Below are 16,991 nucleotides of genomic sequence, written 5' to 3' on the forward strand. Positions count from 1 at the left end.
TTCCAGTTATCGCGGTGAGGGCAAAATTACCCGCGCTTGCTCAACACGTTGTTCTCGTACGCGCGCACGTTTTCCAGCCACTGGCTGCCTGCCGGAGCGTCGTTACGCTGGCAGTACATCTCCCAAACGGCCTGCCACGGCAGGGATTTCTGCTCTTCCAGCAGCGCCAGGCGCGCGGTGTAGTCGCCGTTTTCTTCCAGCTTTTTCAGCACTGCGGTTGGCTCCAGCAGCGCACGCAGCAGGGCTTTTTTCATATTGCGGGTGCCAATAACCCACGCCGCGATGCGGTTGATGGAGGCATCGAAGAAGTCGAGGCCAATGTGCACGCGGTCGAACAGGTCGTGACGGATAATTTCGCTGGCAATCGCCTGGGTTTCGTCATCCAGCAGCACCACGTGGTCGCTGTCCCAGCGCACCGGGCGGCTGACGTGCAGCAGCAGGCGCGGCACGTAGAGCATGGCAGCGGAGATTTTGTCGGAGATCGCCTCGGTCGGATGGAAGTGACCGGCATCCAGGCACAGCGCGGTCTGGCGGCTGGTGGCGTACCCCATGTAGAACTCGTTCGAGCCGACGGTGTAGCTCTCGGCGCCAATGCCGAACAGCTTGCTCTCCACGGCGTCGATGTGGTGCGCCGGGTCCAGCTTCTCGCTGATGGCCTCATCCAGCGCGGCCAGCAGGCGCTGACGCGGGGCCAGGCGGTCGACGGTGATGTCTTTCATGCCGTCCGGGATCCAGATGTTCATTACTGACGGCGTGCCGAGCTGCTCGCCGAAATACGACGAAACGCGGCGGCTGGCCTTCACGTGGTCGATCCAGAACTGACGGATTTTGTCGTTGGCGTGCGCGAGGGTAAAACCGTCGGCGCTCAGCGGGTGCGAGAAGCAGGACGGGTTAAAGTCCAGACCAAGCTTGTTGGTTTTCGCCCACTCCACCCAGTTTTTAAAGTGTTCCGGTTTGATCTCGTTACGCGCTACCGGTGCGTCGGACTCCAGATAAATCGCATGCAGGTTCAGGCGTTTTGGCCCCGGGATGAGGCTCAGCGCCAGCTCCAGGTCGGCACGCAGTTCGGTGGCGTTGCGCGCTTTGCCCGGATAGTTACCCGTCGCCTGAATCCCCCCCGTCAGAGAACCGCCCGGGTTCTCGAAGCCGGCGACGTCATCACCCTGCCAGCAGTGCATAGAGACGGGCAGACGGTCGAGCTGGCGCAGCGCCGTTTCGACATCCACGCCGACGGCGGCGAAACGCTGTTTAGCCAGCTCCCAGGCTTGTTCTAATTGAGTGGTCATGCGCAAAGCTCCTTAGTCAGTCGTTTTTGCTGAAACTGCGCCCGGTAGCGGGCTATTTCATGGCAGGGATTGGGGGTTAAGGTGGTCAGGCAGGTATTCGCGGTGACCACCGAACGGAATTCATCGACATCAGAAAGTTCGTCCAGGGTCATCAGCTGAATACCGATGTTGCCGAGCGTCGAAGCCTCCACCGGACCCGCCACCACGGTGATGCCGCAGGCATCGGCGCAGAGCTGGTTCAGCAGCTGGTTCTGGCAGCCTCCGCCCACGATATGCAACTGGCTGAACGGTGCGCCTCGCAGGTCGACCAGCTCGCTCAGTACATCCGCGTAGAGAAGGGCGAGGCTGTCAAAAATACAGCGCGCCAGCTCGGCAGGACGGGAAGGCACCGGCTGCCCGGCTTCGAAACAGGCGGACTGGATTTCGGCACTCATATGCACCGGGTTAATAAAGCGGTCGTCGTTCGGGTTAATCAGGAACGTACAGGCCTTCAGCTTTTCGGTTTCTGCGATAAGCGCGGGCAGGTCGTTAACGTTTTGCTCTTTCAGCACGCGCTGAAGCAGCCACAGGCCCATGATGTTCTTCAGAACGCGGTAGCGCCCTTCGGCACCGCCTTCGTTAGTGATGTTCGCCGCCATCGCGGCGTCGCTGGTGTACGGCGTTTTGCTCTCAAAACCCATCAGCGACCAGGTGCCGGACGAGAGGTAGACCGCGTCTCTACTGGCCAGCGGGGATGCAATTACTGCGCTGGCGGTATCGTGACTGGCGACGGCAACGACGGGGATTTCATTCCCCTGCGGGCAAATCCACCGACCTATCACATTTCCGGGGTGCGTTGGCGTGCCGAACCAGGAGGGAGAGGCGCCCGTCCAGGTCAGCAGGGTTTCATCCCAGCTATCGGTGTTGATGTTGACCAACTGCGTGGTGGTGGCGTTGGTGTATTCCCAGTTCATGTTGCCGGTCAGCCGATAGCTTAAGTAGTCCGGAATGAGTAACGCATGCGTCACCTTTTTGACCAGCTCCGGCTGCTGCTCAACCAGCGCGCGCAGCTGATAGAGCGTGTTAAACGGCAGAAACTGAATACCGCTGCGGCCATAGATGTTGTCCTTGCCAAGCTGTGCGATGGCGTGTGTCATCAGCCCGTCGGTGCGACTGTCGCGATACGAGACGGGTAGGCCGACGCGTTCGCCGCGGCTGTCGAGCAGAACGTAGTCCACGCCCCAGGTATCGATGCCGATGCTGTCGATGCGAATGCCGTCATTGCAGACGTTGTTCAGCCCGGTGCGGATCTCCGCTTCCAGGGCATCAATATCCCAGGTATCAAAACCGTCCTGTTTTTGCAGGCAGTTGGCGAAACGGTGCATTTCGCGAAGCGTAAGTATGCGCCGATCGCAGTCCCAGGTGGCGAGCATTACGCGGCCGCTGGATGCGCCTAAATCGACAGCCACACAATGGCGAAAAGTCATGGTCAGGTCCCTTCTTAAGTCATTGGTGCTGAGTGTAAAAAAGGGACGAAAAGACCACCTTCTCGTCACTGACAGCACGAATCTCGCGCTGGCAAGAAAGCAAAGATGATCGTGAGGAAGTTCACAATTTCCTGTTATGGCAGGGGTTTCTGGCAATGTGACGCTGACCGCATTTCCCGGTTTTTCCGTCTGTTTCTTGAAAAACTGACGGCTTTTGCGCCGTTTGCTGTCAAAAATTTAAGGTGAGTGCGGAAGGCCTTAATTACTATTCGAGAACTTTCCTCATTGGTGGGGGCCGTTATGACCGTATTGCACAGCGTCGATTTTTTCCCGTCGGGAACGTCTCCGGTTGCGATAGAGCCCCGGCTCCCGCAGGCTGCGTTTCCTGAACATCATCATGATTTTCATGAAATTGTGATTGTCGAGCATGGAACGGGTATTCATGTCTTCAACGGCCAGCCCTACACCATCAGCGGCGGTATGGTGTGCTTCGTGCGCGATCACGACAGGCATTTGTATGAACATACCGACAACCTGTGCCTGACCAACGTGCTCTATCGTTCGCCGGACGCGTTCCAGTTTCTGTCGGGGTTGAACAAGCTACTGCCCCAGGAGCAGGATGGACACTACCCGTCTCACTGGCGGGTCAATCAGTCCACGTTGCAGCAGGTGCGCCAGCTGGTGAATCAACTGGCGCAGAGCGAGGGCGGGCAGGAGACGTATGCTATTGCCTCCCGCGAACTGCTGTTTATGCAACTGCTGGTGCTGCTGCGTCGCAGCAGCCTTGTGGAAGGGCTGGAAAATAACGACGCGCGCCTGAACCATCTGATGGCCTGGCTGGAAGATCATTTCACCGAGGATGTCTGCTGGGAGACGCTGGCGGATGATTTTTCACTGTCCCTGCGCACCCTGCATCGCCAGCTTAAGCAGCACACCGGGCTGACGCCGCAGCGCTACCTTAACCGTCTGCGCCTGATCAAAGCGCGTCATCTTTTACGTCACACCGACGAAAGCGTCACGGATATTGCCTACTGCTGTGGTTTTGGCGACAGCAATCACTTTTCAACGCTGTTTCGCCGGGAATTTAGCTGGTCGCCGCGCGATATCCGTCAGGGAAAGGATGCTTCACTCCAGTAACGCGAATGCAATCACCGTTTTATTGCCGCAAAAAGGCTAATAATATCCGGTTATTCACCGTAGAGGTGGTGGTGTGGCCGCTCAGTTAATTCTTCGCAAAGATGATTTTTTTGCCTCCGCGAGTCAGGCCGTCGCGGTGGCCGACCGCTACCCGCAAAATGTCTTTGCCGAGCATACCCACGAGTTTTGCGAGCTGGTGCTGGTATGGCGCGGCAACGGCTTACACATCCTCAACGACCGGCCCTACCGCATCACGCGTGGCGATCTGTTTTACATCCGCGCCGAAGACAAACACGCTTACGCCTCGGTTAACGATCTGGTGTTGCAGAACGTTATCTACTGTCCGGACAGGCTTAAACTGAATGTCGACTGGCCGGCCCATATCCCCGGTTTTCTCAATGCCAGAGGCGAACCCCACTGGCGCTTAAGCAGCAACGGCATGGCTCAGGTGCGCCAGACGATCGCCCAGCTGGAGCAGGAGAGCCAGAAGCACGATCCCGTGGCAAATCCGATGGCGGAACTGCTGTTCGCCCAGCTGGTGATGACCCTCAAACGTCATCGTTACGCGACCGATAACCCCTCCGCAACCGTCCAGGAAGCGCTGCTGGACAAGTTGATTGCCCGGCTTGCGGGCAGCCTGAACAAAAGTTTCGTTCTGGAAAAGTTTTGCGAGCAGGAGCAGTGCAGCGAGCGCGCGCTGCGCCAGCAGTTCCGCACCCAGACGGGGATGACGGTCAACCACTACCTGCGTCAGCTGCGCATCTGCCACGCCCAGTACCTGTTGCAGCATACCGAGCTGATGGTCAGTGAAGTGGCGATGCGCAGCGGATTTGAGGACAGTAATTACTTTTCGGTGGTGTTTAACCGCGAGGTGGGGATGACGCCGGTTCAGTGGCGTCATCGCAGTCGAAAGGCAGCGTAATCAGTTCGCCATGCCGAGGCCCACGATATTGGCCGCGATAATAATCACCACGCAGCCCAGGCTCAGCACGCCCACCGGACGACGCCCGGCGTTATTCCACTCCTTCAGTACCAGCCCAACCAGTCCGCCACACAACACGTAGAAGCTCATATGCAGCATCCAGCTTATGTAGTCGTACTGTGGTGGGATGCTGGCGTGGCCCCAGGCGTAGAAAAAGAACTGCAGATACCACATGAGGCCGCCCAGCATCGACAGCAGCACATTGGTGATGATTAAGGATTTTGCCAGTGAGAAATCGGCTTTTACCGACAAATCCTTCACTTTTGCCAGACGAATAAAGCAGAAGCCGAGGTTTACCAACGCGCCGCCGCCCATGATCACCACGTAGCTTGGCAGCGCCACGTACAGCGGGTCGACGCCCAGCGCGGCGGCCGCTTCGTGCATGGGTTTTGCGGCGTTCATGGCGAACGACATGCCCGCCGAGAAGATGCCGCACATCACTGCCAGCAGCAGCCCCTTCTTCAGGTTAAAGTCTTCGGCTTTGATGCCCATCTTGCGCTCTTTCAACTGTCCCGCGCGGGTGACGATACCCACGCCTATCACCGCAACAAGCACGCCAAGCAGCGTCATTTGCCCGCCTTTGGTGTTGATCAACACGTCGACATTGCCGTTAAGAATGGGCGTCATCAGCGTGCCGACGATGAGCGTAATGCCAATTGCGATGCCAATACCCATCGACATCCCGAGGTAGCGCATGGTCAGGCCGTAATTGATGTTGCCGATGCCCCACATCGCCCCGAACAGAAACACTGGCAGGAGGGTGGAGGCACTGAAGGAAGTAAAGTAGCCCCAGAAATCCGGGAGCAGCATGGCGCTAATGGTCCACGGCAAAATCAGCCAGGACACGGTACCGCCAACTGACCACATGGTTTCCCACGACCACCCTTTCACCTTTTTAAACGGGGCATAGAAACAGGCTGCACTGGCCGCGCCTATCAAATGCCAGAAGATACCCATCGTAATCGCATGATTCATTTTTACGTCCTCATCGTTTTTATAGCCGGTGGCTTCCCCCCGGCTTGATGAGTGTAAAAATTAGGCAGTTCAGGAACCTTCAGACTGTTGCCGCAATTTAGTTTTGGATGGCAATCAGCACGTTAACCGGGTGAGCAGACTCACAATTTTGTGATAAGGCAAAAATCAAATAACCTTATAAAAACTACGGCATTGATAATCATTTTCAATATCATTTAATTAACTATAATGAACCAACTGCTTACGCGGCATTAACAGCTGTGCCGCCCGACAATAATGGAGAGGATTATGAGTTATACACTGCCATCCCTGCCGTATGCCTACGACGCACTGGAACCGCATTTCGACAAGCAGACGATGGAAATCCATCACACTAAACACCACCAGACCTATGTGAACAACGCGAACGCCGCGCTGGAAAGCCTGCCAGAGTTCGCTAACCTGTCTGCTGAAGAGCTGATCACCAAGCTGGACCAGCTGCCAGCGGACAAGAAAACCGTTCTGCGTAACAACGCTGGCGGCCACGCTAACCACAGCCTGTTCTGGAAAGGCCTGAAGACCGGTACCACCCTGCAGGGCGACCTGAAAGCGGCTATCGAGCGCGACTTCGGCTCCGTAGACAACTTCAAAGCGGAATTCGAAAAAGCCGCTGCAACCCGTTTCGGCTCTGGCTGGGCGTGGCTGGTTCTGAAAGGCGACAAGCTGGCGGTAGTGTCTACTGCTAACCAGGACTCCCCGCTGATGGGTGAAGCAATCTCTGGCGCATCCGGCTTCCCAATCCTGGGCCTGGACGTGTGGGAACACGCTTACTACCTGAAATTCCAGAACCGTCGCCCGGACTACATCAAAGCCTTCTGGGACGTGGTGAACTGGGACGAAGCAGCAGCGCGTTTCGCCGCTAAAAAATAAGGTTGCATTGACGCCTGTGAGAAGCGAGTCTTATGACTCGCTTTTTTTGTATCTGTATACCCGTCATACTTCAAGTTGCAGGTGCGTTGGCTGCGTTCGCTCACCCCAGTCACTTACCTGAGTAAGCTCCTGGGGATTCACTCTCTTGCCGCCTTCCTGCAACTCGAATTATTTAGGGCATAAAAGGAGCAGCGATGCATTATCCGGTGAATGTATTTACAGGCAAGGTAAGGGAGTACGACGGCAGCCGCCCGAGTGCCATCGCCAAAATTCAGGTCGACGGTGAGCTGACGTTAACCGACCTCGGGCTTGCGGGTGACGAGCAGGCCGAAAAGAAAATCCACGGTGGGCCCGATCGCGCGCTGTGCCACTACCCGCGCGAACACTACCAGCACTGGAAAACCGAATTCCCCGAGCAGGCGGACCTCTTCGTCGCCCCCGCGTTTGGCGAGAATCTCTCCACCGAAGGGCTCACCGAAAAGAACGTGTTTATCGGTGATATCTACCGCTGGGGCGATGCCCTGATTCAGGTGACGCAGCCGCGCTCGCCGTGCTTCAAGCTCAACTACCATTTCGGTATTCAGGATATGTCGGCCCAGCTGCAAAAGGCGGGTAAAACCGGCTGGCTGTATCGCGTGGTGCTGGCTGGGCAGATTTCAGCGGACGCCCCGCTTGAACTGGCGTCGCGCCTGAGCGATGTGTCTGTTTATGACGCCTGCGCCATTGCCTGGCATATGCCGTTTGACGACGAACAGTATCACCGCCTGCTGTCGGCGGCGGGGCTATCAACCAGCTGGACGAGAACGATGCAGAAGCGGCGTTTAAGCAGCAAGATCGAGGACAATTCGCGGAGGTTGTGGGGGAAATAACTGCCCCTCACCCCGGCCCTCTCCCCAAAGGGCGAGGGTGAAAAAACCTCACTGAGCAGTCACCTCTCCCCTATGGGGAGAGGTGTAGGATGAGGGGAAAACTAAGAACGCTTATACAACGGTAACCACAGCGTTAACCGTAGTCCACCCAGCGGACTGTCATCGGCTTTCACCCAGCCACGGTGCTGCTGCATGGCAGTTTCAACAATCGCCAGACCCAGTCCCGTACCACCTGATTCCCGGTCGCGCGCCTCATCGGTACGATAGAACGGACGGAAAATCTGCTCGCGGTCTTCCGGGCTGACGCCAGGACCGTCGTCATCGACAATGACGGTGATCCCGTCTTTATCCACCGAGAACGCCACCTCAATCTTCGTATGCGAGTAGCGCAGGGCGTTACGCACGATGTTCTCCAGCGCGCTTTCCAGCGTGTTGGGGTTACCGTACAGCGGCCACGGGCCCGGCGGGAAGTTGACGGTGAAGGATTTACCCATCTGTTCCGCTTCGAACGCCGCATTGTCCAGCACCTCGTGCCAGAGGTGATTCGCTTTCACCGTTTCGCTGACCAGCGCATTTTTCTGCTGATTGCGCGACATGACCAGCAGGTCGTTGATCATGCTGTCCAGGCGGTGCGCTTCCGTTTCAATACGCTCCAGCTCTTTGCTCTCACCGCTGCGGCGGCGCAGCAGCGCAGTGCCAAGCTGCAAGCGCGTAAGCGGGGTACGCAGCTCGTGCGAGATATCCGACAGCAGACGCTGCTGCGCTGTCATCATGCGATCGAGGGCGCTCACCATCTGGTTAAAACTGGTTCCGGCGGCAAGGAACTCCTGCGGACCTGCTTCCAGCTCAGGGTGCTGTCGCAGGTTACCCTGCGCCACCTCATCGGCGGCATTCTTCAGCTTACGCGCCGGTTTTGCCAGGCTCCACGCCAGCCATAACAGCAGCGGCGAGCTGACCAGCATGGTGACAATCAGCAGCAGGAGAGGGCGGTCAAACAGCAGGTTGATAAAATCAGACTGGGAGTTACTCGCCGGACGGATCAGGTAGAGCTGATAATTATCCTCTCCATCCCTGACGGAGAAAGGCCCCACCATCTCTACGCGGCCATATTTCTTCTTCTGGGGATGATCGGCGTTATCCGCCTGGCCAATGAAGTTGCGGATAATCTGCATTTCATTGCGATCGGCCCCAATCACGCGGCCTTCACTGGTTACCAGCAGCAGGCGTTGTCCGGGCGGCGCCCACTTGTCGATAGCGCGAAACAGCCTGCGCCACCACATTAAATCGTTCGGCGGATCGTTTGCCAGCTCGGCTTCCACGTGCTGCTCGATCATCACGCCCTGACGTTGCTCGCTGTCGAGAAGCTCCGTCATCTGGCGTGAGTCGAGTTTTGGCAACATCAGTACGAGCATTAAAACAAGTGCCAGCGTCAGCCAGAAGATGGCGAAGATGCGGGCGGTTAAGCTTCCTATCATGAAGCAGAAACCATCAGATAACCGCGACCACGCAGGGTTTTAAACCATGGGTGACCGTCTTTACGCTCCGGCAGCTTACGGCGCAGGTTAGAGATGTGCATGTCGATGGCGCGGTCAAACGGGGTGAGGCGTTTGCCCAGCACTTCCTGGCTTAGATGTTCACGCGAAACCACCTGGCCGAGGTGCTGCGCCAGCAGATACAGCAGGGTGAACTCCGTGCCGGTCAGTTCCAGCGTCTGGCCATCAAAGCTTGCTTCCTGACGGCCCGGGTTCAGGCTCAGGGAATCGACTTCAAGGGTGGGTGAGCTGTTGTCGGTATTTTGCTGCTGCTCGCTCCAGTGCGAACGGCGCAGGATAGCGCGAATACGGGCAACCAGTTCACGGTCGTTAAACGGCTTCGGTAAATAGTCATCCGCGCCCAGCTCAAGGCCGAGTACGCGGTCAAGTTCGCTGCCGCGTGCGGTCAGCATGATTACGGGAGTCTGGTGTGTCTGGCGAAGCTCTTTCAACGTATCAATACCGTTTTTCTTCGGCATCATCACGTCGAGCAAAAGTAAATCGATGCTGTCGTCAAGGAGACTCAGCGCCTGCTCGCCATCATGGGCAACCAGGACGTTGAAACCTTCCATGTCGAGCAACTCCTTTAAAAGGGATGTGAGCTCTCGGTCATCATCAACTAACAGGATTTTATTCATTGTTTAAATACCTCCGAGGCAGAAATTACGACATCAAGGCTATCTAATCCATGACTTTACGTTGTTTTACACCCCCTGACGCATGTTTGCAGCCTGAATCGTAGACTGTCTCTCGTTGAATCGCGACACGAAAGATTTTGGGAGCAAGTGATGCGCAAAGTTACCGCTGCCGTCATGGCCTCAACGCTGGCGTTCAGTGCGTTTAGCCAGGCTGCTGAAGCTATCATCAGCGATAACAGTCCCTTACAAGAGGGTGCAACGCAGAACAGCAGCCAAAGCCATATGTTTGACGGCATAAGTTTAACCGAACATCAGCGTCAACAGATGCGAGATCTGATGCAGAGGGCACGACACGACCAGCCCCCTGTTAATGTTAGCGAAATGGAGACAATGCATCGCCTTGTCACCGCAGAAAATTTTGACGAAAGCGCTGTACGCGCTCAGGCCGAAAAAATGGCACAGGAACAGGTTGCCCGCCAGGTAGAGATGGCGAAGGTCCGCAACCAGATGTTCCATCTGCTAACGCCCGAGCAGCAAGCGGTTTTGAACACTAAACATCAGCAGCGAATGGACCAGCTGCGTGAGGTTGCACGGATGCAGCGAAGCTCAGAAACGTCGTTTTTCAGTAGCAATAGCAGTACCCGTAGTAACCAGTAAACCCTGTTTTCCTTGCCATAGACACCATCCCTGTCTTCCCCCACATGATGTGGGGGTTTTTTTTGCCCCGCATCCGCCCTGTTAACCGTTTATTCATCCTTAGACTCCCCATGCTTCCGTTATAATAGCGGCATGACATGACAGGAGCGTTTATGAATCAATCCTATGGAAGACTGGTAAGCCGGGCCGCCATTGCGGCGACCGTCATGGCCTCCAGCCTTTTGCTGATTAAAATCTTTGCCTGGTGGTATACCGGTTCGGTCAGTATTCTGGCGGCGCTGGTGGACTCGCTAATGGACATTGCCGCCTCGTTGACCAACCTGCTGGTGGTGCGTTACTCGCTGCAGCCAGCGGATGAAGAGCACACCTTTGGGCACGGTAAAGCGGAGTCGCTGGCCGCGCTGGCGCAAAGTATGTTTATATCCGGTTCTGCGCTGTTCCTGTTTCTCACCGGCATTCAGCATCTCGTCTCGCCGACACCGATGAACGATCCCGGCGTAGGCGTCGTTGTGACGATCGTTGCGCTTATTTGCACACTTGTTCTGGTAACGTTCCAGCGCTGGGTCGTTCGCAAAACGCAAAGTCAGGCCGTACGGGCGGATATGCTTCATTATCAATCTGATGTTATGATGAATGGGGCTATTCTTATTGCGCTCGGTCTGGCCTGGTATGGCTGGCATCGCGCCGATGCGTTATTTGCGTTAGGGATTGGTATCTATATTTTATATAGCGCCCTGCGGATGGGGTATGAAGCGGTGCAATCACTGCTTGACCGCGCCCTCCCGGACTCAGAACGTAATGAAATTTTTTCTATCGTGACCTCCTGGCCCGGCGTCAGCGGTGCACACGATCTTCGAACGCGGCAGTCAGGGCCGACCCGCTTTATTCAGATTCATATTGAAATGGAAGACAACCTGCCACTGGTTCAGGCTCACGTTATTGCTGAGCAGGTCGAGCAGGCGATTTTGCAGCGTTTTCCTGGTTCAGACGTCATCATTCACCAGGATCCCTGCTCGGTTGTACCCGGTCATGTTGGGCTTTCGTAATTCGTTGTAAAAAAGTGAGCCAGGCCAGCATTTTGTGTATAAATTACCGCCGTTTGGTCTGACCTGAATCAATTCAGCTGGAAGGGATTGATATACTATTTGCAGTATTCGTTGGTCGATAAGTTTCTTCCGGCAACAGATTTCAATTTTGCATTCCTAAGTTCAGAGGTAGTCATGATTAAGAAAATCGGTGTGTTGACAAGCGGCGGTGATGCGCCGGGCATGAACGCGGCAATTCGTGGTGTTGTCCGTGCAGCGCTGACGGAAGGCCTGGAAGTTTTTGGCGTTTATGACGGTTATCTGGGCCTGTATGAAGATCGTATGGTTCAGCTCGACCGTTACAGCGTGTCTGACATGATCAACCGTGGCGGTACTTTCCTCGGTTCCGCGCGCTTCCCGGAATTCCGTGATGAACACGTTCGTGAAGTGGCTATCGAAAACATGAAGAAACGCGGCCTGGACGCCCTGGTGGTTATCGGTGGTGATGGTTCCTACATGGGTGCAAAACGTCTGACCGAAATGGGCTTCCCGTGCATCGGTCTGCCGGGCACCATCGACAACGACATCAAAGGTACTGACTACACTATCGGCTTCTTTACTGCGCTGGGTACCGTTGTTGAAGCGATTGACCGTCTGCGTGACACCTCGTCTTCTCACCAGCGTATCTCTATCGTTGAAGTGATGGGCCGTTACTGTGGCGACCTGACGCTGGCGGCAGCCATTGCGGGCGGTTGTGAATTTATCGTCGTGCCAGAAGTCGAATTTAGCCGTGAAGATCTGGTGGCTGAAATCAAAGCAGGCATCGCGAAAGGTAAAAAACACGCAATCGTGGCTATCACCGAGCACATCTGTGACGTTGACGAGCTGGCGAAGTACATCGAAGCCGAAACCAAACGCGAAACTCGCGCGACCGTACTGGGTCACATCCAGCGCGGCGGTTCCCCAGGCCCTTACGACCGTATTCTGGCGTCCCGTATGGGCGCGTACGCTATCGATCTGCTGCTGCAGGGCCACGGCGGCCGCTGCGTCGGTATTCAGAACGAAAAACTGGTTCACCACGACATCATCGACGCGATTGAAAACATGAAGCGTCCGTTCAAAGGTGACTGGCTGGACTGCGCGAAAAAACTGTACTGAGCGGCTCTGTTGCCCGGTGGCGGCAAGGTAAATGCAAAACGGTAGCCCTTGGGTTACCGTTTTTTTATGGTTGCTCCCTCTCCCATGGGAGAGGGTTGGGGTGAGGGCATCAGGCCGCTCATCCACTTCTTTTATTCCACTACGTTATAGCCAATCTTTTTTTATTCTTTAATCCTCGATTCGCTTTCTGGCACGCTGCATTCATCAAAACACTACACAAGAGAGCTGGGCGATGAATAAATGGGGCGTGGGTTTAACATTATTGCTGGCATCGACCAGCGTTCTGGCTAAGGATATCCAGTTACTGAACGTGTCATACGACCCGACGCGTGAACTGTACGAGCAATACAACAAGGCGTTTGCGGCGCACTGGAAACAGGAAACCGGCGATAATGTGGTGGTTCGCCAGTCGCATGGCGGCTCCGGCAAGCAGGCGACGTCCGTGATAAACGGTATTGAAGCCGACGTGGTGACCCTGGCGCTGGCCTACGACGTCGACGCGATCGCCGAGCGTGGCCGTATCGACAAAAACTGGATCAAACGCCTGCCGGATAACTCTGCGCCATACACTTCGACCATCGTCTTCCTGGTGCGTAAAGGCAACCCGAAACAAATTAAAGACTGGAACGACCTGATCAAACCGGGCGTTTCTGTGATTACCCCGAACCCGAAAAGCTCCGGCGGCGCTCGCTGGAACTACCTCGGCGCGTGGGGATATGCACTGCATCACAACAATGGCGACCAGGCCAAAGCTCAGGAATTCGTGAAGGCGCTGTATAAAAACGTTGAGGTGCTGGACTCCGGCGCGCGTGGCGCCACCAACACCTTCGTTGAGCGCGGGATTGGCGACGTGCTGATTGCCTGGGAAAACGAAGCTCTGCTGGCGACCCACGAGCTGGGTAAAGACAAATTCGAGATCGTGACCCCGAGCGAATCGATTCTGGCTGAGCCGACCGTTTCCGTGGTCGATAAAGTGGTTGAGAAGAAAGATACCAAAGCGGTGGCGGAAGCTTACCTGAAGTATCTGTACTCGCCAGAAGGCCAGGAAATTGCGGCGAAAAACTTCTATCGTCCACGCGATGCGGCGGTCGCCAAGAAATACGAAGGGGAGTTCCCTAAACTGAAGCTATTCACTATTGACGATGTGTTCGGCGGCTGGACGAAAGCGCAGAAAGAGCACTTCTCCAATGGCGGTACCTTCGACCAAATTAGCCAGCGCTAACCATTAGCCTGTGACACGGTGACCCGGCGTGAGAAATCCGCCGGGTTTTTTATTTGGTCATCATTTTGCGTTACTCTTTTGCCTCTATTGAAAACAGGGAACGCGTTGTGAAAAAAATTATCTTATTGATCCTCATTGTCATCGCCCTTGCCGCTGGCGGCGTGTACTGGATGAAAGCGGGTAATCCGAATGCGTTGCGCCATATCGTTCTCGACCAGTGTGTGCCGAATCAGATCCAGAACCGTAACCCGACACCCTGTGCGCAGGTGAAAACGGATGCAGGCTATGTGGTATTTAAAGATCGCAACGGGCCGCTGCAATACCTTTTGATGCCAACATATCGCATCAACGGTACCGAGAGCCCGCTGCTGACCGACGCTCATACGCCGAACTTTTTCTGGCTGCCGTGGCAGTCGCGCAGCTTTATGACCCTGAAGCGTGGATCCGAGGTGCCTGATAGCGCCATTTCGCTGACGATTAACTCGCCGACTGGCCGCACGCAGAACCATTTTCATATTCATATCTCCTGCCTGCGCCCGGACGTGCGCGAGAAGCTCAACGCGGCACAGGGAGAAATCAGCACACAGTGGCTGCCTCTGCCCGGGGGACTGGAAGGACATGAGTATCTTGCTCGCCGCGTGACGGAGAATGAGCTGGTCCAGCGCAGCCCGTTTATGATGCTGGCGGAAGAGCTGCCGGAAGCGCGCGACCATATGGGGCGTTTCGCGCTGGCAATGGCGCAGCAGTCGGATGGCTCCTTTGTTTTGCTGGCGACCGAGCGTAACCTGCTCACGCTTAACCGCGCGTCTGCGGAGGAACTGCAGGATCATCAATGCGCTATCCTGAAGTAACCCCACCATAAATCGCGTTTACTCGGGCTACCTGTCACCGTAGACTTGCTGAAAAATTCTACAGGAGACAGGTATGTCGCTCTGGTTAACGTATCCTCTGCTGCTGCCCTCACTGATCGTTGGCGTCACCATCGTGCTGTGGGCGACGTCGCTATTGCCGGAATTCATCACCGCGCTGCTGTTCTTCACGGCGGCAATGACTGCGAAGATCGCCCCGCCGGAGGTCATCTTCGGCGGTTTTGCCTCGTCGGCTTTCTGGCTGGTATTCAGCGGCTTTGTGCTCGGCGTGGCGATCCGTAAAACCGGACTGGCGGACAGGGCCGCCCGGGCGCTGTCGGCAAGACTCACCGACTCCTGGGTGTTGATGGTGGCGAGCGTGGTGCTGCTGAGCTACGCGCTGGCGTTTGTGATGCCGTCGAACATGGGACGTATTGCGCTGCTGATGCCGATTGTCGCGGCGATGGCAAAACGCGCCGGTATCGCCGACGGCTCCCGCGCCTGGTTCGGGCTGGCGCTGGCGGTGGGGTTCGGGACTTTCCAGCTTTCGGCGACGATCCTGCCTGCTAACGTCCCTAACCTGGTGATGAGCGGTGCGGCCGAAGGCTCGTACGGCATCCATCTGAACTATGTCCCGTATCTGCTGCTGCACACGCCGGTGCTCGGTATTCTCAAAGGCCTGATCCTGATTGGCCTCATCTGCTGGCTATTTCCCGGTAGCCCAAAACCGCCGAAGGAACAGGCGCCCTCTGAGCCTATGGGGCGGGATGAAAAGCGTCTTGCCTGGCTCCTGGCGGTGGTGCTGGGGATGTGGGTCACGGAGAGCTGGCACGGCGTTGGGCCGGCGTGGACGGGGCTGGCGGCGTCGATCATCGTCATGCTGCCGCGCATTGGTTTCATTACCGGGGAAGAGTTTTCTGCCGGGGTGAACATGCGCACCTGTATTTACGTCGCGGGGATTCTTGGGCTTGCGATCGTCGTGACGCAAACCGGTATCGGAACGGCAATGGGCGAGGCGTTGCTTCGCATTATGCCGCTGGATGCAGACAGACCGTTCACCAGCTTCCTGGCGCTGACCGGTATTACCACGGCGCTCAACTTCATTATGACCGCCAACGGCGTGCCGGCGCTTTACACCACCCTGGCGCAGAGTTTTTCGGACGCGACCGGTTTTCCGCTGCTGTCGGTGATCATGATTCAGGTGCTGGGCTATTCCACGCCGCTGCTGCCGTATCAGGCGTCGCCGATCGTGGTGGCGATGGGGCTAGGAAAGGTGCCTGCCAGGGCGGGGATGGTGCTTTGTCTGGCGCTGGCTATCGCAACGTATCTGGTGCTGCTGCCGCTGGATTATCTGTGGTTTAGTTTGCTGGGGAAAGTGTAGTTCGGTGCGAGCGGTTTCACCTCACCCCAACCCTCTCCCAAAGGGAGAGGGAGGAGAAGAGCGGCGGGCAAGCGCAAGCGCCACCCGCCACAAAGGCAATTACGCCTGTTTAGCCGCTTCTGCTGCCTTAACGATCACCGCGAAAGCGTCAGCTTTCAGGGATGCACCGCCAACCAGCGCGCCATCGATGTCTGGCTGGGTGAACAGCTCAGCAGCGTTGGAGGCGTTTACGGAACCGCCGTACTGAATAATCACTTGCTCAGCGACCTTCGCGTCGGCTTTAGCAATGTGGTCACGAATGAATTTGTGAACCGCCTGAGCCTGCGCAGGGGTTGCAGATTTGCCGGTACCGATCGCCCAGACTGGCTCGTAAGCGATTACCGCGCCTTCGAACGCTGCCGCGCCCTGGGTTTTCAGCACTGCGTCGATCTGACGTGCACATACTTCTTCGGTTTTGCCCGCTTCGTTTTCCGCTTCGGTTTCACCGATGCACAGAACCGGGATCAGACCCTGCTCTTTCAGCACGGCGAATTTCTTCGCGATGAACTCATCGGATTCTTTGTGATAGGTGCGACGCTCGGAGTGGCCGATGATGATGTATTTTGCGCCGATATCTTTCAGCATTTCAGCGGAGGTTTCACCGGTGAACGCGCCAGACAGGTTAACGTCAACGTTCTGCGCGCCCAGAATGATGTGGCTGCCGTCAGCGGCGTTTTTAGCCAGATCCAGGTACATATCCGGCGGAGCGATAGCAACCGCGCAGCCCGTCACGCCAGCCAGCTCTTTACGCAGGTTCGCAACCAGCTCGTTTACCATGTGGCGGCTGCCGTTCAGTTTCCAGTTACCCATCACTAAAGGATGTCGCATTTCAATTCTCCACGCTAAATAAGCGAATTAAGGAATATG

The 16,991-nt window shown here is 56.3% G+C and carries 16 protein-coding genes; 10 read left to right on the top strand and 6 right to left on the bottom strand.

The window, feature by feature from the left end:
• Window positions 1–26 precede the first annotated feature (26 nt).
• Window positions 27–1,286 carry an L-rhamnose isomerase gene (gene rhaA / locus AC1VYI_RS01750; RefSeq protein ID WP_134867007.1) on the bottom strand — a complete coding sequence of 420 codons (1,260 nt, stop codon included), beginning with the start codon at window positions 1,284–1,286 and terminating at the stop codon, window positions 27–29.
• The gene (gene rhaB / locus AC1VYI_RS01755; protein ID WP_134867008.1) at window positions 1,283–2,752 is read right to left on the bottom strand and encodes a rhamnulokinase; all 1,470 of its coding nucleotides are present in this window, start codon (window positions 2,750–2,752) and stop codon (window positions 1,283–1,285) included. The genes rhaA and rhaB overlap by 4 nt, the downstream gene beginning before the upstream one ends.
• A 300-nt stretch (window positions 2,753–3,052) precedes the next feature.
• On the opposite strand from rhaB, the gene rhaS reads away from it, so the two are divergent.
• Both rhaS and rhaR read left to right on the top strand, forming a co-directional pair.
• Window positions 3,053–3,889 carry an HTH-type transcriptional activator RhaS gene (gene rhaS / locus AC1VYI_RS01760; RefSeq protein WP_134867009.1) on the top strand — a complete coding sequence of 279 codons (837 nt, stop codon included), beginning with the start codon at window positions 3,053–3,055 and terminating at the stop codon, window positions 3,887–3,889.
• A 73-nt stretch (window positions 3,890–3,962) separates the two neighbouring features.
• Window positions 3,963–4,811 carry an HTH-type transcriptional activator RhaR gene (rhaR, locus tag AC1VYI_RS01765; RefSeq protein WP_023309734.1) on the top strand — a complete coding sequence of 283 codons (849 nt, stop codon included), beginning with the start codon at window positions 3,963–3,965 and terminating at the stop codon, window positions 4,809–4,811.
• Here the strand turns inward: rhaR and rhaT are convergent, their stop codons facing one another.
• Entirely contained in the window at window positions 4,812–5,846 is a 1,035-nt protein-coding gene (gene rhaT, locus AC1VYI_RS01770) for an L-rhamnose/proton symporter RhaT (protein ID WP_023309733.1), read from the bottom strand.
• Window positions 5,847–6,134: 288 nt separating this feature from the next.
• Between rhaT and sodA the strand changes: the two genes are divergently transcribed.
• Window positions 6,135–6,755, top strand: a complete 621-nt coding sequence (gene sodA / locus AC1VYI_RS01775) for a superoxide dismutase [Mn] (protein WP_004203668.1) — start codon at window positions 6,135–6,137, stop codon at window positions 6,753–6,755.
• 194 nt (window positions 6,756–6,949) lie between these two features.
• Window positions 6,950–7,624, top strand: coding sequence for a 6-hydroxyaminopurine reductase (yiiM, locus tag AC1VYI_RS01780; RefSeq protein ID WP_023309732.1), 675 nt, complete (start codon window positions 6,950–6,952; stop codon window positions 7,622–7,624).
• 101 nt (window positions 7,625–7,725) lie between these two features.
• Here yiiM and cpxA read toward each other — a convergent pair whose 3' ends face one another.
• Together cpxA and cpxR are read right to left on the bottom strand one after the other, a co-directional pair.
• The gene (gene cpxA / locus AC1VYI_RS01785; RefSeq protein WP_023309731.1) at window positions 7,726–9,099 is read right to left on the bottom strand and encodes an envelope stress sensor histidine kinase CpxA; all 1,374 of its coding nucleotides are present in this window, start codon (window positions 9,097–9,099) and stop codon (window positions 7,726–7,728) included.
• Entirely contained in the window at window positions 9,096–9,794 is a 699-nt protein-coding gene (cpxR, locus tag AC1VYI_RS01790) for an envelope stress response regulator transcription factor CpxR (RefSeq protein ID WP_006179159.1), read from the bottom strand. The genes cpxA and cpxR overlap by 4 nt, the downstream gene beginning before the upstream one ends.
• Before the next feature lie 150 nt (window positions 9,795–9,944).
• Between cpxR and cpxP the strand changes: the two genes are divergently transcribed.
• From cpxP to AC1VYI_RS01820, 6 genes are all read left to right on the top strand, one after another.
• Window positions 9,945–10,451, top strand: a complete 507-nt coding sequence (cpxP, locus tag AC1VYI_RS01795) for a cell-envelope stress modulator CpxP (RefSeq protein WP_023309730.1) — start codon at window positions 9,945–9,947, stop codon at window positions 10,449–10,451.
• Between the two features lie 152 nt (window positions 10,452–10,603).
• Window positions 10,604–11,497 (top strand): CDF family cation-efflux transporter FieF, encoded by an 894-nt coding sequence (gene fieF, locus AC1VYI_RS01800; RefSeq protein WP_023309697.1) that lies wholly within the window; start codon window positions 10,604–10,606, stop codon window positions 11,495–11,497.
• A gap of 174 nt (window positions 11,498–11,671) precedes the next feature.
• A complete protein-coding gene (gene pfkA / locus AC1VYI_RS01805) occupies window positions 11,672–12,634 on the top strand; it encodes a 6-phosphofructokinase (protein WP_023309696.1) in 963 nt (320 codons plus the stop codon).
• Window positions 12,635–12,866: 232 nt separating this feature from the next.
• Complete coding sequence (locus AC1VYI_RS01810) at window positions 12,867–13,856, top strand: sulfate ABC transporter substrate-binding protein (protein WP_023309695.1); 990 nt, start codon at window positions 12,867–12,869, stop codon at window positions 13,854–13,856.
• A 107-nt stretch (window positions 13,857–13,963) separates the two neighbouring features.
• Window positions 13,964–14,707, top strand: coding sequence for a CDP-diacylglycerol diphosphatase (locus AC1VYI_RS01815; RefSeq protein ID WP_134867011.1), 744 nt, complete (start codon window positions 13,964–13,966; stop codon window positions 14,705–14,707).
• A 73-nt stretch (window positions 14,708–14,780) separates the two neighbouring features.
• Complete coding sequence (locus AC1VYI_RS01820) at window positions 14,781–16,085, top strand: SLC13 family permease (protein WP_226484435.1); 1,305 nt, start codon at window positions 14,781–14,783, stop codon at window positions 16,083–16,085.
• A gap of 99 nt (window positions 16,086–16,184) precedes the next feature.
• On the opposite strand, the gene tpiA is transcribed toward AC1VYI_RS01820, so the two are convergent.
• Window positions 16,185–16,952, bottom strand: coding sequence for a triose-phosphate isomerase (tpiA, locus tag AC1VYI_RS01825; protein ID WP_134867012.1), 768 nt, complete (start codon window positions 16,950–16,952; stop codon window positions 16,185–16,187).
• Window positions 16,953–16,991: the final 39 nt, after the last annotated feature.

Source organism: Enterobacter sp. QK-SA4 (assembly GCF_056856775.1).